Raw genomic sequence first — 18,681 nt, forward strand, 5'->3', positions numbered from 1 at the left:
TCTAGTTTTGTTCAGCGTGAATAAAAATTCTTACACGTTAGGCTACCATGTCTCCTCAACCCGTGGCTGCGTTTAATCTTTTCTAAGAATTTATTCAGGCACGGAACCCTAATAAGAAATTCCGCGCGCATCCAGTAGTGTTTTTAGTCGCGAGGGGTAATCGGTAATCAGCCCGTCGACGCCAAGATCCAACTGCGCTTGCAGATCTGCCTCATCGTTGACCGTCCACGGCACGACCGTCAACCCAGCGTCGTGCGCTTTTTCTATGAGTGCAGAGTCAACGAGAGAATACTGTGGGCTCAAGACGGATATCCCGTTCTTTAGAGCGGCTGCAATAATATCCTCCTCGAAGGGGCCCCACGGAGTACCTTCAAACCATGTGGTCTCATCCCAGAGAGCCACTAGAGGTATCTTCGGATCATAGGCACGAACGAGCGGGAAGGTACGCCAATCAAAGGACTGGATCATCACTTTCTCCACGAGTCCAAAGGCTTGTACCGTATCTAAGATAGCGCTCACAAATTCTTCAGGTTCAGCACTGAGATGTGGTTTGTCGGCCTCGATCTTGGTCTCGATATTGAAGTGGACATCATAACTAGCAGCGAGATCGAAAACCTCAGCGAGTGAAAGTATGCGGTTATCTCGCGCCACCTCGGCTTGAGGAAAATCTGGCAACAATTTTCCACACGGCACGCGTTTGAGCTCTTCGAAGCTAAGATCATAGACGTTCTCCCCGACCCTGGTATCGCATTTCTCTGCCAGTAGTACAGGGTCGTGCCAGCATGCAGGAACACGGTCCCGAGTGAGTACGATATCTAATTCAAGCGTGGAAACTCCGAGCTCAAGCGCGCGACTAAAAGCTAAGTACGATTCCTCGGTCCATTCGCCGCGGCCACCACGGTGGGCCTGGAAATCAAATGATGGTAGTGGATAAGTATTCACCCTTAACACTCTAGGTAACCATGCAAAAGAATCAAGCCCCATCCGGGCAAGAAAATGCGGCGCCCGCAGTATCTCTACTACTGGGCGCCGCATGAGGTTCGTGCCGAGTTCTCACTACTCGGCGACAGGTTCCCCTTCATTCGTACCAGCCTCGGGCTGGGGATCGGTGATAATAACCATCGCGGTACGCAGTAAGCGCTCATTCATCTTGTACCCCTTGCGCAGAATCGTTCCCAGGCGTTTGTCCTCGCCCTCGGAAAGATCTTGCACGGCCTCGTGACATTCGGCGTCGAAGGGATCCCCCTCGAATCCGAACGCTTCAACCTTAAGGGTCCTGGTGATGGACACAAACTTATCGCGAAAAGCCTTGAGCGGGCCTTCTTTCAGATCACCATGCTGCTCTGCAAGATCGAAGTCATCGAGAAGTGGCAAAAGTTCCGTGAGAACTTGCGCTTTCGCCTGTTCGATGATTCCAGCACGTTCCTGAGCGGTGCGGCGCCTAAAGTTGGCATACTCCGCATTGATCCGTTGTAGGTCCTCGGTGCGCTCGCGCAACTGCTCCTCGAGACTAGGCTCCTTCGGCTCGTGCGACTCCGCATCCTCAGAAGGTTTTGGATCTTCCTGCTCTCCGTCGGGATCCACCGACGTGATGTCCACATCGGCGAGGGCTTCAGCTAAGTCATCCTCCAAGGTGGGGTCGAGGTCATCCTCTGGCTGCTCACCGTGGGGGTGGTTCATTACTTATTCTCCTCTTCATCAACAACTTCAGCGTCAACGACGTTGTCATCGCCGGACTCTTCGGCCTGAGCCTTTGCGGCTTCTGCTTCGTATAGAGCCTTGCCCATCTCCTGCGCCTCAGTGTTGAGCTTCTCTACGGCTTCCTTAATGGCGTCAAGATCCTCTCCCTTGAGGGCCTCATCAACCTTGTCGGCTGCGTCGTTGACCTTGGTCTTAAGCTCTTCGTCAAGCTTATCGCCGTTTTCTTCCACGAATTTACGGGTCTGGTACGCAGTCGACTCGGCAGCGTTGCGGGTTTCCTGCTCTTCACGGCGCTTCTTATCTTCCTCGGCGTGCGCCTCGGCGTCCTTGACCATGCGATCGATCTCTTCTTGGGAGAGGCCGGAACCATCTTGGATCTTGATGGTATTTTCCTTGCCGGTGCCCTTATCCTTTGCGGTGACATGCACAATGCCGTTGGCATCGATATCGAAGGTCACCTCAATTTGCGGCACACCGCGAGGAGCAGGGGCAATGCCACCAAGCTCGAAGGATCCAAGAAGCTTATTGTGAGCCGCGATTTCACGCTCGCCCTGGAAGACCTGGATTTGCACCGAAGGCTGGTTATCGTCAGCGGTGGTGAAAGTCTCCGAACGCTTGGTAGGAATAGTGGTGTTACGCTCGATCAGTTTGGTCATTACACCGCCCTTGGTTTCGATACCGAGCGAAAGTGGCGTGACATCGAGAAGCAAGACATCCTTGACTTCACCGCGGAGTACACCAGCCTGCAGAGCAGCACCGACGGCCACAACCTCGTCAGGGTTAACACCCTTATTGGGCTCACGGCCTCCGGTCATTTCCTTCACCAGTTCAGACACAGCGGGCATGCGGGTTGAGCCACCTACAAGCACAACGTGATCGATTTCGGATACCGACACACCAGCATCAGCAACCACTTGGTTAAATGGCTTCTTGGTGCGATCGAGGAGATCTTGGGTAATACGCTGGAATTCGGTGCGCGATAAGGTCTCATCGAGGAAGAGCGGATTCTTATCTGCATCGACAGTAATATAAGGCAAGTTGATATTGGCGCTCTGCGAAGAAGAAAGCTCAATCTTGGCCTTCTCAGCGGCCTCACGCAGGCGCTGGAGAGCCATCTTATCCTTGGAGAGATCCACACCTTGGGCGCTCTTAAACTTTTCAACCAACCAGTCAACGACGCGCTGATCCCAGTCATCGCCACCAAGTTCGTTGTCACCAGCAGTGGCACGAACTTCTACGACACCGTCGCCGATTTCCAACAGGGATACGTCGAAGGTGCCACCACCAAGGTCGAAGACCAAGATGGTTTGTTCTTTTTCGCCCTTCTCTAGGCCGTAGGCCAAAGCTGCAGCGGTCGGCTCGTTGACAATACGCAGCACGTTCATGCCTGCGATTTGACCAGCCTCTTTGGTGGCCTGACGCTGCGCATCGGAGAAATATGCAGGAACTGTAATAACGGCATCGGTAATATCCTCACCCAAGTACGATTCTGCATCTCGCTTTAACTTCATCAGGGTGCGTGCGGAAATTTCCTGCGGGGTGTACTTCTTATCATCAATATCAACAGTCCAGTCCGTACCCACGTGGCGCTTCACGGAACGGATAGTGCGGTCAACGTTAGTGACGGCCTGGTTCTTTGCTGACTGACCAACAAGTACTTCACCGTTCTTGGCAAAAGCGACCACTGACGGAGTGGTGCGCGAACCTTCGGAGTTGGCAATGACATTAGCTTCGCCACCTTCAAGAACTGCCACTACGGAGTTCGTGGTTCCAAGGTCGATACCTACTGCGCGTCCCATAATTTTAAGCCTCCTGCAAATAAGTTTTTTGAAGATTTTGTCATTTAAAGTTGATTGGCAATCGCTCAACTTCTGGATACGAATCTAACATACTTCATGCAAGTTGCCAACTAAATTGAGCGGAATAGACTCAAGTTACTCTATTACCGCAGTTCACGGACGGAATTACAGCTACCTCCGACTCTCGTTTTTGCGGCGAACACATTCTCTACAGGTCTTCTTCCTTTCCGCCACCCCCTGCCCAATAGACTTTTTAAAAAAAAGTGTGGCAAAGTATTTCCCATGTCCAAGAATTCCCATGGTAATGACCACCAAAAAGGCGACAAATCGCAGGCTAAAGAACATCTAGCCAACAAGGATCACGAGGCACTCGAGGAGGCCGTATTAGGCATCGTGGAATACGATGAAACGCACCCTTCTGAAAACACCACGGTGGCCCCGAGTGCTGTGGAGGATCGCGACACCCATATTGTCGAATCTGATGATCCAGCTGAGCCTATTATCGCCCATACCGACCGCGCCGAGATCTTAGGGAATGACGGACGGTGGGTTGCAGGCTGGGCCTTACGCTTTATCATCATGGTCATCGCGGGTTACCTAGCATGGCGTGGCCTAGGCGCCATATGGAAGGCTCTGCTTCCCGTTCTCCTAGCCATCTTGGTCAGTTCTGTGCTGTGGCCACCAGTGCGTTGGATGCGTAATAAAGGCATTCCCGCCGGTCTCGCCTCCGCTGGTGTTATTTTAGGCTTCTTCGTGCTGATGGGCGTGCTCGTGAGAGCTATGGCTCCGTCGGTCGCATCTCAGTCCCGGGAACTGTCCCAGCGAGCAGCCATCGGCGCTCGTCAAATCCAAGAATGGATTCAAAGCCGTCCCTTTGATCTCGATTTTTCTCGCTTCGATTCGGTTATTGATGATTTGACGGCCTTCCTCCAGACCCGTTCCGCCGATATAGCCAATGGTGTCTTCTCTGGCCTATCCACCGCGACCTCCATTTTGATCACCATCGTCTTGATGTTGGTCCTGACCTTCTTCTTCCTGAAGGATGGAGTGGGTCTACTTCCGATGCTCCGCAAGGCCGCCGGCCCTAATGCTGGGTGGCATATTACTGAGGCGCTGACCCGTGTATGGAATACCATCTCTGGATTTATCCGTACCCAAGCCATCGTCTCCCTCGTCGACGCTGTCTTTATTGGTGGGGGCCTTTTAATTCTTGGCGTCCCCCTCGCGCTAGTGCTCGCCGTGATCACCTTCTTCGCGGGCTTCATCCCTATTGTGGGCGCTTTCTCAGCTGGTGCCCTCGCGGTCATTATAGCCCTCGTCTCTAATGGTCTGACCAATGCCCTTTTGGTCTTGCTGCTCATCCTGGTTGTGCAGCAGCTCGAAGGCAATGTATTGCAGCCCCTGCTGCAATCCAAAGCTATGAATCTGCACGCTGCCGTTGTCCTACTCGCCGTTACTCTTGGCTCCTCCCTCTTCGGAGTAATCGGAGCCTTCCTTTCAGTACCAGTTGCAGCTACCATCGCGGTACTCGTTCGCTACCATCAAGAACTTGTAGCGCTTCGAGCAGGCGAAATTACTATCGACGATATCGAGCTTTCGACCAAGGTTGAAGCCACTTCTCCTAGTGGAACCCGCAAGGGTTTCCGTCTCTTTATCTCGGACCTCGCTTATCGAGGCCGACGCGATGTTTAACCCTCTCTGATGAAAAGGATCCCGCTGCATATGCAGCGGGATCCTTTTCATCAGGACAAGCAGCTATTAGCCCCAGATTGCATTGAGAACAAGAACTGCAATGGACGATACCGCCGCTGCGGATGGCAGGGTAATAATCCAGGCCAAAGCAATCGGTTTCATCAGTGACCAGTTGGCGGCGCGATTAACAATTCCCACGCCTAAGACTGCACCGATGAGAATATGAGTTGAGGAGACGGGAAGACCGAGCATTGAGGCAATCATCACCACGCTGGCTGCTGCCAGCTCCGCAGCAAAGCCCGAGGCTGGGTGCATCTTAGTCAGCCCAGAGCCCACGGTTTGAATAACGTAGCGGCCAATAAACCACAGGCCGGCGATGAGGGCAACACCACAGGTGATCATGGCAGCCGTCGGCACAGCAGCTTTGCTATTAATCTCCCCGGTCTTTAAGACATCGAGCACAGCAGAGAAGGGGCCAATAGCATTAGCGATATCATTGGAGCCGTGGGAAAAGGCAAAGGCCGACGCTGTAAATACCTGCATCCATGAGAAGAGGATAAAGGTAGCGCGTCCTAAGTTTTGGCGTTTAAGGGTACGAGAGAAAATGAAGACAGCCATCCACACAACGGCGGCAATCATGGCGAGCACCAAACCGTTACCCAAACTGGTGAGATGAATATTAGTGTGCTTGAGCCCTTTGAAGAGAATCATCGCGCCAATGAGCGCCGCTCCTAAAGCCGCGAGTAGCGGTACCCAATTCTCCAGAGCCTGGTGGGTATTGAGCTCATCGCGGCGTCGATTGAGACGGTGAAGATCGCGATAATAGTCTGATTCCAGCTCATCGGGGTCAAAATCTGGCTCCGCAATAAGCGCTGCATCGCGAGTCATGGCATTGGTATAGGCCAGCTGTTGGACCTCGTTCAGACGCTCGAAGGAGGATTTAAATTCGCGGTGCAAGCGTACGCGCTCTTCCTTGATAGCGCGCAGAGTGGTATCGGCGTCCTCGTTGAATTTCAAAATATGACGTTTAATCAAACCGAAGAGGATAAAGGCCGCTATGCCACCTAATACTGGAGAGAGCACCCAGGAAGCCGCAATGGAACCAATTTTATTCCACTGCACCATATCGGTGCCGCCAATACCTTCAGTAATGCCAAGACACAGAGACGCACCGACGATACCGCCGATTATGGAGTGAGTCGTAGACACTGGCCAGCCCATTCGGGTGGCCAATAGCAGCCAGACGGCAGCTCCAAGCAGGGAGGCCATCATAATGAAACCAAATTGATCGGCGCTCAAATTCACCGCTTCGAGATCCACGATCCCCGATTTCACGGTATCGGTTACTTCTCCACCTGCAAGAACTGCGCCCGATACCTCAAAGACCGCGGCAACAGCGAGTGCCTGTTTCATTGAGAGAGTGCCGGCACCTACAGAGGTGCCGAAAGAGTTAGCGACGTCGTTACCGCCGATATTAAAAGCCATGAATGTGCCGAAGACGATGGCTGTGATCAGCATGGCTTTATTTGCCTCAGGACCGACGTAGCCGAAGGACCAGAAACCGAAGAAGATGACGACGCCAGCCAGCAGGCCGCCGAATCCTAGATGCCACCACTTATCGGTAGCATCATTATTGGCTATGGGCGCCACTGCAATGGAGCTATTTGTCATAGGGAAAATCCAACTTTCTCAACGCCGTTTGTTTGGTGAGGGTTTCATCCGTGGATGATCGTACCGAGAAGCAGCTTTCTCGCCCTTGGTAAACAAAAGGTTAATAACCCCCTATTAAGGGGTATTAGGTCTCTACCTTGTCCCTAAAGTGATCAGCAATGGATTGGACAGCTTGCGTGACCGCGGCCACTAGCTGACCACTAGCTATAGTACTGAACGCTAGGCGAATAAGACGTTGCGGGCGCAACCCTACTAGAGTTAGCAGCACATGGAATTGTGCCCATCTTTCAAAAATGTAATAGCTACCCTCCCCGAAGGTTTTCCTCATCTCTATGCCTGACACTTCTTTATTCATTATTGGCGTAATTGGCATTCTTGCCTCAGTGCCCGCCTGGGTTTATTTTGGGCTCGCGGTTAGACGTTTATTCAAACTCATCTCCTCAGGTCAGCCCACCCCTCATCGCTTTAATCAACCGCTCAAGCGCGTCGCACTGACATTAAAGGAAGTATTTTTTCACACCGAGATGATGCGCAAGCCAGTTGTCGCCCTCGCCCACTGGTTTGTCATGATGGGCTTTCTTATCGGCTCGGTGGTGTGGTTTGAAGCCTATATCCAGATTTTTGTACCTGCGGGCGGCTGGCCAATATTATCCTCACTCAAGCTCTACCATTTTGCCGAGGAATTCTTGGCCATTGGGACAGTTCTTGGCATTAGCGCTCTTTTTATACTGCGGCTGCGGAAAGGAACGCGAGATCGTCTGTCGCGCTTCTACGGGTCGTCGTCACGCGCAGCCTTTTTCGTTGAAGCTGTCGTCTTCGGCGAGGGACTGGGAATGCTCTTAGTCAAAGCCGGCAAGATCGCAACCTACGGTCAAGCCTCAGTATGGGCAGATTTTCTCAGCCGCCATATCGCGCTTCTCTTGCCCGCTTCCCCTGTGATGGTGAGCCTCTTTGCGCTCTTTAAATTACTCACTGGCATGGTGTGGCTGATCGTTGTTGCCCACAACTTAAACTGGGGGGTGGCGTGGCACCGCTTCCTCGCCTTCTTCTCCATCTTCTTCCAGCGCCTTGACACCACCCCGAAATCTCTGGGGGCGATGGTACCTATGTATTCAGGTGGCGAAAAACTCGATATCGCAACCCTTGACGATACCGACTACGAGCTTGGGGTGGGCACCCTCGATCAGGCACCATGGAAACTCCTCCTTGATTCCACAGCTTGCACTGAATGTGGGCGGTGCCAGGAGCAGTGCCCAGCCTGGCACACAAACAAGCCGCTCTCACCGAAGCTTTTTATCACCGATATTCGCGATGCTGCCGTTGCCAACTCCAGTTACCTCACCGACCCTGCCACCTTCCAGGCCGACTCCTCACACGCCAACCTCGATGTGCTCCGGCTCGCTGGTGAAGGGGCGATCATCGAACCTGATGTGCTTTGGAGTTGCACCAACTGCGGAGCCTGCGTGGAGCAGTGCCCCGTTGATATCGAACATATCGACCATATTTCCAACCTACGCCGCTACCAGGTATTGTCTGCCTCCGAATTCCCCAGCGAATTAGCTGGACTCTTCAAGGCCCTCGAAACTAAGGGAAACCCTTGGGGGCGCAACCGCAAAGAGCGCGCCAGCTGGATCGACGAGGCCCGTCGCGACGGAATCACTGTCCCCATCTTTGGCGAAGACATCACCGACTTCTCCGATACCGAGTATCTCTTCTGGGTGGGGTGCGCTGGTGCCTTTGACGAAGCCGGACGCCGAACCACTCGAGCGGTTGTGGAATTATTGCACACTGCTGGGGTGAAATTTGCGGTGCTTTCCACCGGTGAAACCTGCACTGGAGATCCCGCCCGACGAGCTGGCAATGAATTCCTCTTCCAAGAGCTTGCCCACGACAATATCGGTACCCTCAATGGTGTTTTCAATGGAGTGGTGCAGGGCCAGCGCAAGATCATCACCACCTGTCCGCACTGCTTCAATACGCTGCGCAATGAATACCCCGATTTCGACGGGCACTTCGACGTCTTCCACCATACCCAGCTGTTGAACCGTCTGGTGCGCGATCAATTACTCACGCCAATCCCTCGCTCCGCAGCGGACCGAGCTCCCATTACCTACCACGATCCTTGTTTCCTGGGTCGACATAACAAAATTTTTGATCCACCACGTGAACTCATCGAGGCCACGGGCGCCGAATTGACAGAGATGGATCGCAACCGCAATGAGGGCTTCTGCTGTGGCGCTGGCGGCGCTCGCATGTTCATGGAGGAAAAGCTCGGCAGCCGTATCAGCGATAACCGCGCCCAAGAAGCCATTGCCTCAGGTGCGGGGTCTATTGCTGTGGGCTGCCCCTTCTGCAACACCATGCTGACTGGCGGGGTAAAAGCTCAGAGCACCGAGAATGCACCTGAGGTTAAAGACGTTGCTCAGATGTTGCGCGACTCTATTCTTATTGACGGACACCTGCCTCCGCCTCACGAGAAGCGCTTCCTCGAGCAACCGATTCGTCGCAAGAAAAAGGCGGAGAGCGCTCCAGAGCCAGCCACTCCGAGGCGCCAACAGCAGAAACCAATAGATACTGCACCAAGGAGCACGCCGGTCGTGTCTGCTGCTGTGCCTCCCGTACCTGTTGTGCCCACCGTGCCCACCGCGCCCACAGTGCCCACAGTGCCCACGCCACCGCAGACAGCGAATCAATCCACTGCAGTTCCACCGGCGACCACACCAGCAGTGCCGGTACCTCCTGCGGCTGCACCACCGCTAGCGGTACCCCCAACAGCAGTTCCACCGGCTGCCACCCCTCCAACAGCTACTCCCCCTACGGCCGTGCCCCCGGCACCGGTTCCACCTACAAGCGTCCCTCCAGCAGCTACCCCTCCCACCGCCGGCGCATCTTCACCAGTTCCGCCAGCAGCTACTCCCCCCATAGCTGTGCCACCAGCACCAGTACCACCGGCTGCGGTTCCACCAGCGCCTACTCCCCCCAGCGCTGGCGCTTCTTCACCAGTTCCGCCAGCAGCTACTCCCCCCGTGGCCGTGCCCTCCGCGCCGGCTCCACCTACGAGCGTCCCACCAGCAGCTACCCCTCCCATAGCCGTGCCACCAGCACCCGTACCACCGGCTGCGGTACCGCCTACCGCTATACCCCCTCTTGTGGAGCCACCAGAGGCAACCGACACGGATGACGGCGAGGATTCCTAAGCTGAGTACATGGAAAGGAAAATCGGGGTCTTCCCCGATTTCTTTTCTCTCTACTTCTACTAAACTGGAGCTTATGAGTATGAATGGGCTTCCGGACTATCGTTTGGGTGACGCTGAGCGCAGCAAGGCTATTGACGAGTTGGGCATTCATGTAGCCCAAGGACGCCTAAACTTGGACGAGTACGAAGAGCGTGTCGATAGAATTACACACGCAACCAAACGTGCTGAGGTGATGGAGGTTTTCGCGGATCTTCCCCGACCTCAAGAACCCGTCCTTTCTCCTATGGAACCTATGTATAGTCGCAGCGAGATTATGGAGGCCCACCGCTCAGGGCGACGCATTCGCTTAGGGGTCCTCTTGCTGGGAACCCTCGTTTCCTTTATGTCCCTCGGGGCTACGGGTTTAGAATCTTTCCTATTTTTGCCCTTTATTTTGTACATCCTTTTATACCTTTTTAAGGTCGGACCAAGCTCGTGGCACGCACCAAGTGCAGCGGCGTTGGATAGGCGTCGACAATTGCAGGCAAAAAGCGCTCAGCGCGAAGAGCTCATGTGGGCTCAGTACAACCTTGAGCAACAGCGATTAGCGCAGCGCGCAATCAGGCAACAAAAACAGGAAGAACTGAAAACGAATGTTCTTGATGCCACCTCACGTCTCATCGCCGAAGCGCGGAGACGTCATTCCTAAGCGGGACAGCTCTCTAAGTAACACACAGGTTTATTCACACCTGGGTGCCATCGGTGGCACAATAAGAAGCTATGAAGGCAAAGGATTCGCAACCAGCTCCCGAAAAATCACGCACGAGGCGACCACGCCGCATCTTCGATCAGGCCGACAAGATGAAGAATGTGCTCTACGAAATTCGTGGGCCAGTCGCTAAAGAAGCCGAACGCTTAGAAGCCGACGGACACCGCATTCTGAAACTGAATACAGGTAATCCAGCAGTTTTCGGATTCGAAGCACCGGATGTGATCATTCGCGATATGATCGCTTCCTTGCCCACTGCTCAGGGGTATTCCACCTCGAAGGGCATCATCTCAGCCCGCCGCGCAATTGTCACTCGCTATGAGCTAATTCCCGACTTCCCATATTTTGATGTCGATGATGTCTATCTTGGCAATGGTGTCTCCGAGCTCATCACCATGACGGCTCAAGCGCTCCTTAGCAATGGTGACGAGGTGCTTATTCCTGCGCCAGATTACCCCCTGTGGACCGCGGCGACCTCCCTCGCAGGCGGTAAGCCGGTGCACTATCTCTGCGATGAGGAGGATAACTGGAATCCCTCGATTGCTGATATTCGGGAAAAGATCACCCCGCAAACCAAAGCCATTGTGATCATTAACCCCAATAATCCCACAGGCGCGGTGTATTCTCGCGAGGTTCTGCAACAGATCGTTGATATTGCCCGCGAATACGATCTCCTTATTTTAGCGGATGAGATCTATGACAGAATTCTCTACGATGATGCCGAGCATATTTCTATTGCCACTCTCTGCCCTGATCTTTTGTGCATTACGTTTAATGGCCTGTCGAAGGCATACCGCGTTGCCGGCTACCGGGCTGGATGGATGGTCATCACAGGTCCACGACATAATGCTTCTGGTTTTATTGAAGGCATTGACCTTCTCGCTGGCACCAGATTGTGCCCCAACGTGCCAGCGCAGCACGCCATTCAAGTAGCTTTGGGTGGTCGTCAGTCCATCTATCAGCTCACTGGTAGTGGCGGGCGGCTACTCGAACAGCGCAATATCACCTTTGACAAGCTCAACCAGATCCCTGGTGTGTCCTGCGTCAAACCCATGGGGGCGCTCTATGCCTTCCCGAAGCTTGATTTAGATTATTATGATATTCACGATGATGCGCAGCTTATGTTGGATTTGCTGCGCTCCGAAAAAATTCTGCTCGTCCACGGCACCGGCTTCAACTGGCCTCGACCCGATCACTTTAGGGTCGTGACACTCCCGTGGGCGAGCGAATTATCGGTTGCCATCGAGCGCTTGGGTAATTTCCTCGCCAGCTACAAGCAGTAAAATCCGCAGAATTTTTCCAGGAGGTTAGGCTGGTGGGTCGGCACGCCACGCACACTACTGCTCCTCGGGGTCGATCCCCGCTCGCCCCATGGCGAGCAGCAGTATTAATATCGCTACTCATTTGGGCAGCACTAGCGATAGCAGGAGTGGGATATTTATGGCCCGGGGGCAAAACCCCTCAGGTCTCCCCCAGCTTTTACCAGACCTTTTCGGTAGGCACTGCCCAAGTGGATGGCACCGTCTCCCACGAGCAACGAGGTTCCTGCTCCAGCCCCGAAGCGGGACGCATCTTTACTACATCTCCCCGAGTGGTACCCGGCAGCACGAGTGATTGCCAATGGTATCTCGTCGATATCACCAGTGGCGAAAATTCTGGTCAACGCACCCTGATCATCAACTCTGGGGAGGCCAGCGATCCCACCCTCAGCGTGGGCCAAAAAATCCGACTCACCGAGACCAAGGATACGAATGGGGATTTGGCCTACGCCTTTGGTGATATCAATCGCAGTTTCGAACTGATTCTGTGGGCTCTCGCCATCGCAGGCGCCATCGTGGCCCTAGCCTTAATGCGGGGCATTCGTGCTCTCATCGGTCTTGGACTGACCCTCATTTTTATTGCAAAATTTACCATTCCAGCACTGCTGCTAGGTGAAAACCCACTAGCGATTGCTGTATTAAGCGGCTCGGTTATTCTGCCTATCGTGGTGATCTTGGTTCATGGCTTGAACTGGAAATCCGCAGCGGCCTTGGGGGGCACCATGGTCGCACTAGCGGTGGCAGCGTGGCTCGCCACTGTGGCAATAGAACACAATCAGATCCGTGGGCTCGGTGAAGAGGGCAACCTTTATATCCTGTTGTATCTACCGGATGTCAACGTCGTGGGGCTGATGCTGTGCGGCTTTATTATTGGTTCCTTGGGCGTACTCAACGACGTTGCCGTGGCTCAAGCATCCACCATCAACGAGCTTGCTGAGCTCGATCCTGAGGCTAAACCCTGGCGCCTCTTTGTTTCGGCGATGCGGGTCGGCCGCGACCATATTTCCTCCATGGTGTACACACTTGTTCTCACATATACCGGCGCGACCTTACCCATGATGCTCTTGCTGAGCGTCTCGGATAGGCCCTTAGGTCAAATTCTTAGCTCTGATCTTGTCGCTACCGAATTACTACGTTCTGGAATAGGTGCTTTTGCGCTGACCCTTTCAGTTCCTCTCACCACGCTTTTAGCAGCGTATACGGTGCCTGATTCTACGCGCGGAAGCCATGCAGTTCGACAGGTTGGACACAGCCACTAAATACCGAAGCCCCCTTGATACGGGGGCTTTTTCATTGGGCTTTTAACGGAAGTTGAGATAGGCCTTGGACGGGGTAGGCCCTCGCTGGCCCTGGTATTTTGATCCCAGAGCCCCAGACCCATAGGGAATTTCTGCTGGTGTAGTGAGCTTGAACAACGCTAGCTGCCCAACCTTCATTCCAGGCCACAAGATAATCGGTAGATTAGCCACATTAGACAACTCCAAGGTGATATAGCCGGAAAAACCTGGATCAATGAAGCCCGCCGTAGAGTGGGTCAGCAAACCGAGGCGTCCGAGCGAGGATTTGCCTTCGAGACGGCCGGCAATATGGGAGGGAAGTGTGAACCTCTCTAATGTCGAGCCAAGGACAAATTCTCCTGGGTGCAGGACGAAGGGTTCACCCTCTTCGACTTCCACCAAGCTGGTGAGGTCATCTTGCTGTAATTTTGGGTCGATATGGGTGTACTTCGAGTTATTAAACACTCGGAAATACCGATCCATACGCACGTCGATACTCGAGGGCTGAATAAGTTCGGGATCGAAGGGCTCAATAATGAGCTCGTGAGCGTCGAGGGCAGCTCGAATATCTTTGTCGGAATAAAGCACGTCTCTTAGTCTAATAGCTTCATTCTCGATTGCAATGACAAGCCCGCTCCATCTCGCAGGTGTTCCCCTAGACAAGCCCCGCAAAACACTTTTCCCTAATATTTTCTCCTTTGTTAATTTTCTTATAAATAAACGTCAGCGTGCATATTTATGGCCGTTAGTGGAATTCACCCACGGGATAAGATCAATAATTGGGTTGCACCAACGATTTTTCTGGGTAGAGTAGTACAGATCATCACTAGTGGAGCAATCCTTGTGAAGTGACCATTTAAAAAGAAGAAAAGAAAAGGAGCCTCAGCGATATGTCTTTTATGAATCTCACATCAACGAAGCTCTCAAACCGCTGGGGAGAAATTTTTTCCAATTTCCTCGGCGGGGAAGAACAACCTCCTCGTCCCGTGAGCCCCGAGAGCGAGCCTCAGGAAGATCTCAGTGTCTATTTGAGTCGAAGCCACTCTGCTACGCAACCTACTGGCACGACACACAGTATTCTGTTTGTCTCCGCAGATAATGCAGCTCGGACTCAAATCGCTTCCGCCTATACCCGCTATCTCGGCGGGGAAAATGTTTTCGTCCGCTCTGTAGGAACGGACCCACAGTTTATGGTGGAGCCAATGGTTATCGAGGTGCTTCAAGAGCGCGGAATTCCCACAGTAGATTTGAAGCCCAAGACCTTCAACCCCCATACCGTCGATCACATAGAAACAATTGTATCCTTCGACGAAGAAGCGGTTACAGGCTCCCATCACTGGGTAGTGAACAAGGATGTGAGCAGCCCGAAGGCTTGTCACCAAATGTGCGATCAAATCGAAGCCAATGTGCGGAATCTCCTTGAGGAATGCGGCATCGAGCCACGCCCTCACGGTAAACTCATTCCCGAATTTATGGCAGCATAAAAAAATCCTCTTACTCCCGATTGAGAGTAAGAGGATTTTTTTATTCGCTTTAGGCGTGAACCTTAGGCATACCCTTCTTCATGATGCCCTTGCCGTGGTGCATATCAGGCGCTGGAGCAGGAGCTGGTGCTGGAGCAGGAGCTGGCATCAGCTTAGCCATGACAGCCTTCACAACGGAGCCAAGATAAGCCACGAGAGCAGCGGTACCGAAAACAGCACCGAGAACAGTACCCGTGATGGCACCGATCTGAGCTGGCTCGAGCTCTTTTTGAGCAGGATCTGCAGGAGCCGCTGGAGCCGCTGGAGCCGCAGGAGCTGCAGGAGCATCTGAACCGGACTGCGCGTAGGCAGGGGTAGCAACGACGAGAGAGGAGGCTACTGCCAAGGAAGCGAGAAGAGAAACAGTCTTCTTCATTATTTCCACCTTATAAGTGTGAGACAACAAACGGATAAATTAAGCTGATACAAGCATAATGCGAGCGGTGAGATAAAGGCGAACTAACGCTACTCACCTTCCACCTCAGGCTCCACCGAGAAATAATAGCATTTTCACATTTTAACCGCTTTATATTCAACAAATGTATCCGCCCCCAAATGAGGGCAGTTCTAGCGACATCGAACGATCGGCGATGGATCGTATATTGTGACTTGTTTTTCGCGACTAAGCTCGTTACCCGCCAAATCCCTAATGATTCGGGTATCACTCGTAGTAAAACCAGGAGCACCGCCAGAAGGTGAGCAATTACTTCCTGATACATTCATCACCTGGGGCTGGGTATAGGCCCACCGTCCGCCATTAACAGATTCCACCTCAACAGTTTTTACGCCCATAAAGCTCACCGTAATAGCTCCGTCTCCGAAGGCAGTGACAATGCGAACGGGATGGGAAGAGGTATTTTTAAACTGCAGATCAATGAGACCCTCATAGACCGTTGCTTCGCGACCTGCGGGGTAGCGCGAAATATAATAGCTATGCGGAGTGTGGGTGATGTCTTGCATTCCAGCAAAATAGGAAGCGTTGTACAACGTAGTAGCGAACTGAGAAATTCCGCCGCCAACCGCAGTATCTGCTCGGCCATTCAAAATAACGCCAGATTCTACATAGCCTTGAGCTCTTCCGCGGGGCCCGGTATAACCGTTTAGGCTAAATATTTCACCTGGGGCCACGATGGCACCGGAAACCATCTCTGCCACCCGCTTGATATTGACCCCCGATGGGCCCGAATAACCGGACGTTGTAAAGCTAGAGACCTGTTGGTCAAAGGTGGCAACCTGAGCCATCTCGGTCGTGAAGGTCGCGGGGTTATCACGATAGATAGCATCAAATTCTTTCGGGCTTGTTCCCGTAATGCGCTGGGGGAGTTCCTTGAGTGTCTCTTCCCAATCGATCATGACTCCATCAGCATGGGGGGTAACAACCTTAGAGCCATTGGAGAAATCTATGCGAGCATTTCTTTTAGGAACTTCCGTTTGTGCTAGGCCTTCAGATAGGATTTCGCGAGCTAACTCTGGGTTGACCTCTGGAATGAAGGTAGAATTTTTAGCTACGAAGGTGACGACTTCACCCATGCGAGCTGGCTCGATACGCCCGTCGATACCGTCGCGGCCGTGGACAATAATTGGTGCGGAGACTGACTCGGCGGCAATACCATCGACAACGCGCTGGACCTTATCCACACCGTATTCGGGATTGACAATGCTCGCATCCACGCTGACCCCCTGGGGACTCAACCATTCAGCTGGGATACTGGTGGCGAGCCATTCTCGCTGCACAACTTGACCATTTTCGGGGCGCGGATCGACGATAACCGTTCCCCCCTCGAGGCGAATAGCTCCGTTAATAGGCTCCCGGTTTAACTCTGCGACGAGGCGGTCGAGCTCAGGATTGAGCAGACTCTCATCTACGCTCGAGACTACGGGAACCTCATAGGTACGCCAGTGTCCCATGAAGCGACGAATCGGATTAAAAGGTTGATTCTCAACCGCTAAGAGGGTTTGATCCCAATCGATACCCAACCCGGCGCGCAAAGGCTCAATGGTCGCTGTGATTTCCCCCGCCTTAATGGTGACGGGTGCGGAAAACTTCTCCCCCAATTCCAGCTCTAATTTAGCTTGCGCCTCAGCCCTGTTGAGGCCACCGACATCTACGCCACCAATTGCGGTTCCAGGTGCGATAGTGCCGCGGTTGAGTGCAAAATCAGCCCCAATGACGGCAGCAACAATGGCCAGCAGCCCGATGAGGATGCCAGCGATAATGGTTGCTCTTCGAGACTTCTTCTTTGTCTTTGTGCCCACCGCTATTAATCTACCGGTGCTGTTGATCTAGACCAACAGGATCAGTACCCCCGTTAACGTTGTAAAGCAGCCACTCGCTCGGCGCGCGTACGCAGTTCAGCTATATTTTCCGTACCATAATCAGCGGTGACCTGATCGATAACCGCGGGCAATTCAGCGGTACTAATCCACAGTGCCTGGTCCGCCCCCGCACTGAGCGCCAGGCCCACCGCCTCGGGTATCGAGAGCTGATCACTGATTGCCCGCATCCCCGAGAGGTCATCGGTGAAAATAATCCCGCTAAATGGGCTGCCCCCTGGATAATGACCTCGACGCAGTAACTCGTATGCTTGAGGGCTCAGGCTTGCAGGCAGCTCCCCCAGACCTGGCACCACCATATGTCCGACCATCACTGCGGCATCAGGAATGTCGGCGATGGCGCCATAAGGCAGCAGATCCCTGGTCATCAGCTCATCGAGCGGCGGGGTGCGCACTGTCTCATGGTGGGAATCTCCAGTAGCTCGTCCATGACCTGGGAAATGCTTAAATACGGGGATCACCCCAGCATCGCGCATTCCCAGAGCAAAGGCCGTGGCATAGAGAGACGATCGGAGCGGATCATGGCTAAAGGCCCGATCGCCCACGACCGCCAGTCCGTCACCATCTACATCAATGACGGGGGCGAAGTTGACCGTAATACCGTGCTGATTAAGAATAGTGCCCATCTCGAAAGCGAGGCCGCGTACTTGATCGGGGCTCAACGTATCTGCCATATCCCGCGGGGACGGGAAGTCACCCAATATTTCCCGATGTCTGAGAACCCTACCGCCTTCGAAATCAATTCCAACAGCGAAGGGGCGCCCGATCAACCGTCGCAGAGTAGCTAGGTCACGGCCTGGGGTGATGAGTAATTCGGGGTTGCTATCAGATCGAATGAAAATCCCACCCACACCCTGACGCAAGGCGAAAAGGGCGTCATCGAAATCATTGACGCCAACCATCATAAGTTGCCCGACGAGGGCGCGCACTAATGCCGGGTCCTCCGGCGGAAGTTCTTGTTGAGGTAGTAGAAGAGTAGGCATGGGGGACGACGTGGTCACCGGCGCTTCAACTTCGTGGCGATTATCTGTATTGATCGTGCAGCTGTGTGCGAATACGGTGAGCGTGCCAAGGAGCGTTGCGAGCTTCTTTGACACCGTTGATCACGACCTTTGATTATTTCCCTGTTGAGTCCTGTTGCTAGTTTAGCCGTCTTCATCGAGTGATGTGGTGGGCAAGATGACGGAGTCAAGCGGTGGCTGGTATCTTGGTCATTATGGCTTTTTCTTCCGATTCTCTGCGATGGCGTACCCTAGGGCCGGCTATTGCCAGCGCTGCTGTGGGCATTGCTCTCGGTGTCGCAGCTATCGTCGGAAGTAATACTGCTATCGATGATAGCCCTGCTCAGCTCGATAACGGGTTATCGGCCTCAGATGCTATTCTCGGCGATCCGGAATACGGATCGCGCAACTAGCTGCGC

General features: G+C 53.5%; 15 protein-coding genes. 7 read left to right on the plus strand and 8 right to left on the minus strand.

The window, feature by feature from the left end; all coding sequences use genetic code 11:
* Positions 1-108: 108 nt before the first annotated feature.
* From N7326_RS06500 to dnaK, 3 genes are all read right to left on the minus strand, one after another.
* Positions 109-942, minus strand: coding sequence for a glycerophosphodiester phosphodiesterase family protein (locus N7326_RS06500; RefSeq protein WP_259078664.1), 834 nt, complete (start codon positions 940-942; stop codon positions 109-111).
* A 114-nt stretch (positions 943-1,056) separates the two neighbouring features.
* Entirely contained in the window at positions 1,057-1,680 is a 624-nt protein-coding gene (gene grpE, locus N7326_RS06505; RefSeq protein ID WP_259158451.1) for a nucleotide exchange factor GrpE, read from the minus strand.
* Positions 1,680-3,500 carry a molecular chaperone DnaK gene (dnaK, locus tag N7326_RS06510; RefSeq protein WP_259078654.1) on the minus strand — a complete coding sequence of 607 codons (1,821 nt, stop codon included), beginning with the start codon at positions 3,498-3,500 and terminating at the stop codon, positions 1,680-1,682. Before dnaK ends, grpE begins: the two co-directional genes overlap by 1 nt.
* Positions 3,501-3,782: 282 nt before the next feature.
* Here dnaK and N7326_RS06515 point away from each other — a divergent pair, with 282 nt between their 5' ends.
* Positions 3,783-5,192, plus strand: a complete 1,410-nt coding sequence (locus N7326_RS06515; protein ID WP_259078648.1) for an AI-2E family transporter — start codon at positions 3,783-3,785, stop codon at positions 5,190-5,192.
* Between the two features lie 66 nt (positions 5,193-5,258).
* On the opposite strand, the gene N7326_RS06520 is transcribed toward N7326_RS06515, so the two are convergent.
* Positions 5,259-6,863: an inorganic phosphate transporter gene (locus tag N7326_RS06520; protein ID WP_259078641.1), complete on the minus strand. Its 1,605-nt coding sequence runs from the start codon at positions 6,861-6,863 to the stop codon at positions 5,259-5,261.
* A gap of 332 nt (positions 6,864-7,195) precedes the next feature.
* Here N7326_RS06520 and N7326_RS06525 point away from each other — a divergent pair, with 332 nt between their 5' ends.
* The 4 genes from N7326_RS06525 (at position 7,196) to N7326_RS06540 (ending at position 13,386) form a co-directional block, all read left to right on the plus strand.
* Positions 7,196-10,060, plus strand: a complete 2,865-nt coding sequence (locus tag N7326_RS06525) for a (Fe-S)-binding protein (protein ID WP_263088325.1) — start codon at positions 7,196-7,198, stop codon at positions 10,058-10,060.
* Positions 10,061-10,133: 73 nt separating this feature from the next.
* Positions 10,134-10,748, plus strand: coding sequence for a DUF1707 SHOCT-like domain-containing protein (locus tag N7326_RS06530; RefSeq protein ID WP_259078637.1), 615 nt, complete (start codon positions 10,134-10,136; stop codon positions 10,746-10,748).
* Positions 10,749-10,819: 71 nt separating this feature from the next.
* Positions 10,820-12,091 carry a pyridoxal phosphate-dependent aminotransferase gene (locus tag N7326_RS06535; RefSeq protein WP_310593318.1) on the plus strand — a complete coding sequence of 424 codons (1,272 nt, stop codon included), beginning with the start codon at positions 10,820-10,822 and terminating at the stop codon, positions 12,089-12,091.
* A gap of 32 nt (positions 12,092-12,123) precedes the next feature.
* Positions 12,124-13,386 (plus strand): YibE/F family protein, encoded by a 1,263-nt coding sequence (locus N7326_RS06540; RefSeq protein ID WP_259158453.1) that lies wholly within the window; start codon positions 12,124-12,126, stop codon positions 13,384-13,386.
* 42 nt (positions 13,387-13,428) lie between these two features.
* Here the strand turns inward: N7326_RS06540 and dcd are convergent, their stop codons facing one another.
* A complete protein-coding gene (dcd, locus tag N7326_RS06545) occupies positions 13,429-13,992 on the minus strand; it encodes a dCTP deaminase (protein WP_259158454.1) in 564 nt (187 codons plus the stop codon).
* Between the two features lie 302 nt (positions 13,993-14,294).
* On the opposite strand from dcd, the gene N7326_RS06550 reads away from it, so the two are divergent.
* Positions 14,295-14,888 (plus strand): arsenate-mycothiol transferase ArsC, encoded by a 594-nt coding sequence (locus tag N7326_RS06550; protein WP_259078631.1) that lies wholly within the window; start codon positions 14,295-14,297, stop codon positions 14,886-14,888.
* A gap of 49 nt (positions 14,889-14,937) precedes the next feature.
* Here the strand turns inward: N7326_RS06550 and N7326_RS06555 are convergent, their stop codons facing one another.
* The 3 genes from N7326_RS06555 to N7326_RS06565 form a co-directional block, all read right to left on the minus strand.
* Complete coding sequence (locus N7326_RS06555; protein ID WP_259078622.1) at positions 14,938-15,303, minus strand: hypothetical protein; 366 nt, start codon at positions 15,301-15,303, stop codon at positions 14,938-14,940.
* Positions 15,304-15,494: 191 nt separating this feature from the next.
* Positions 15,495-17,183, minus strand: a complete 1,689-nt coding sequence (locus tag N7326_RS06560; protein WP_259078620.1) for a VanW family protein — start codon at positions 17,181-17,183, stop codon at positions 15,495-15,497.
* A gap of 53 nt (positions 17,184-17,236) precedes the next feature.
* On the minus strand, positions 17,237-18,358 hold the full coding sequence (locus N7326_RS06565) for a glycoside hydrolase family 3 N-terminal domain-containing protein (RefSeq protein ID WP_259078619.1): 1,122 nt from the start codon (positions 18,356-18,358) through the stop codon (positions 17,237-17,239).
* 119 nt (positions 18,359-18,477) lie between these two features.
* Between N7326_RS06565 and N7326_RS06570 the strand changes: the two genes are divergently transcribed.
* A complete protein-coding gene (locus N7326_RS06570; protein WP_259078618.1) occupies positions 18,478-18,675 on the plus strand; it encodes a DUF2613 domain-containing protein in 198 nt (65 codons plus the stop codon).
* The last annotated feature ends 6 nt before the right edge of the window (positions 18,676-18,681 follow it).

The organism is Corynebacterium sp. ES2794-CONJ1, assembly GCF_025660615.1.
Taxonomy (GTDB): Bacteria; Actinomycetota; Actinomycetes; order Mycobacteriales; family Mycobacteriaceae; genus Corynebacterium.

Excerpts from the sequence above, each read along its gene's own strand:
- grpE (WP_259158451.1), bottom strand. The coding sequence starts at position 1,680 with ATGAACCACCCCCACGGTGAGCAGCCAGAGGATGACCTCGACCCCACC.
- dnaK (WP_259078654.1), bottom strand. The coding sequence starts at position 3,500 with ATGGGACGCGCAGTAGGTATCGACCTTGGAACCACGAACTCCGTAGTG.
- N7326_RS06515 (WP_259078648.1), top strand. The coding sequence starts at position 3,783 with ATGTCCAAGAATTCCCATGGTAATGACCACCAAAAAGGCGACAAATCG.
- N7326_RS06520 (WP_259078641.1), bottom strand. The coding sequence starts at position 6,863 with ATGACAAATAGCTCCATTGCAGTGGCGCCCATAGCCAATAATGATGCT.
- N7326_RS06525 (WP_263088325.1), top strand. The coding sequence starts at position 7,196 with ATGCCTGACACTTCTTTATTCATTATTGGCGTAATTGGCATTCTTGCC.
- N7326_RS06530 (WP_259078637.1), top strand. The coding sequence starts at position 10,134 with ATGAGTATGAATGGGCTTCCGGACTATCGTTTGGGTGACGCTGAGCGC.
- N7326_RS06535 (WP_310593318.1), top strand. The coding sequence starts at position 10,820 with ATGAAGGCAAAGGATTCGCAACCAGCTCCCGAAAAATCACGCACGAGG.
- N7326_RS06550 (WP_259078631.1), top strand. The coding sequence starts at position 14,295 with ATGTCTTTTATGAATCTCACATCAACGAAGCTCTCAAACCGCTGGGGA.
- N7326_RS06555 (WP_259078622.1), bottom strand. The coding sequence starts at position 15,303 with ATGAAGAAGACTGTTTCTCTTCTCGCTTCCTTGGCAGTAGCCTCCTCT.
- N7326_RS06570 (WP_259078618.1), top strand. The coding sequence starts at position 18,478 with ATGGCTTTTTCTTCCGATTCTCTGCGATGGCGTACCCTAGGGCCGGCT.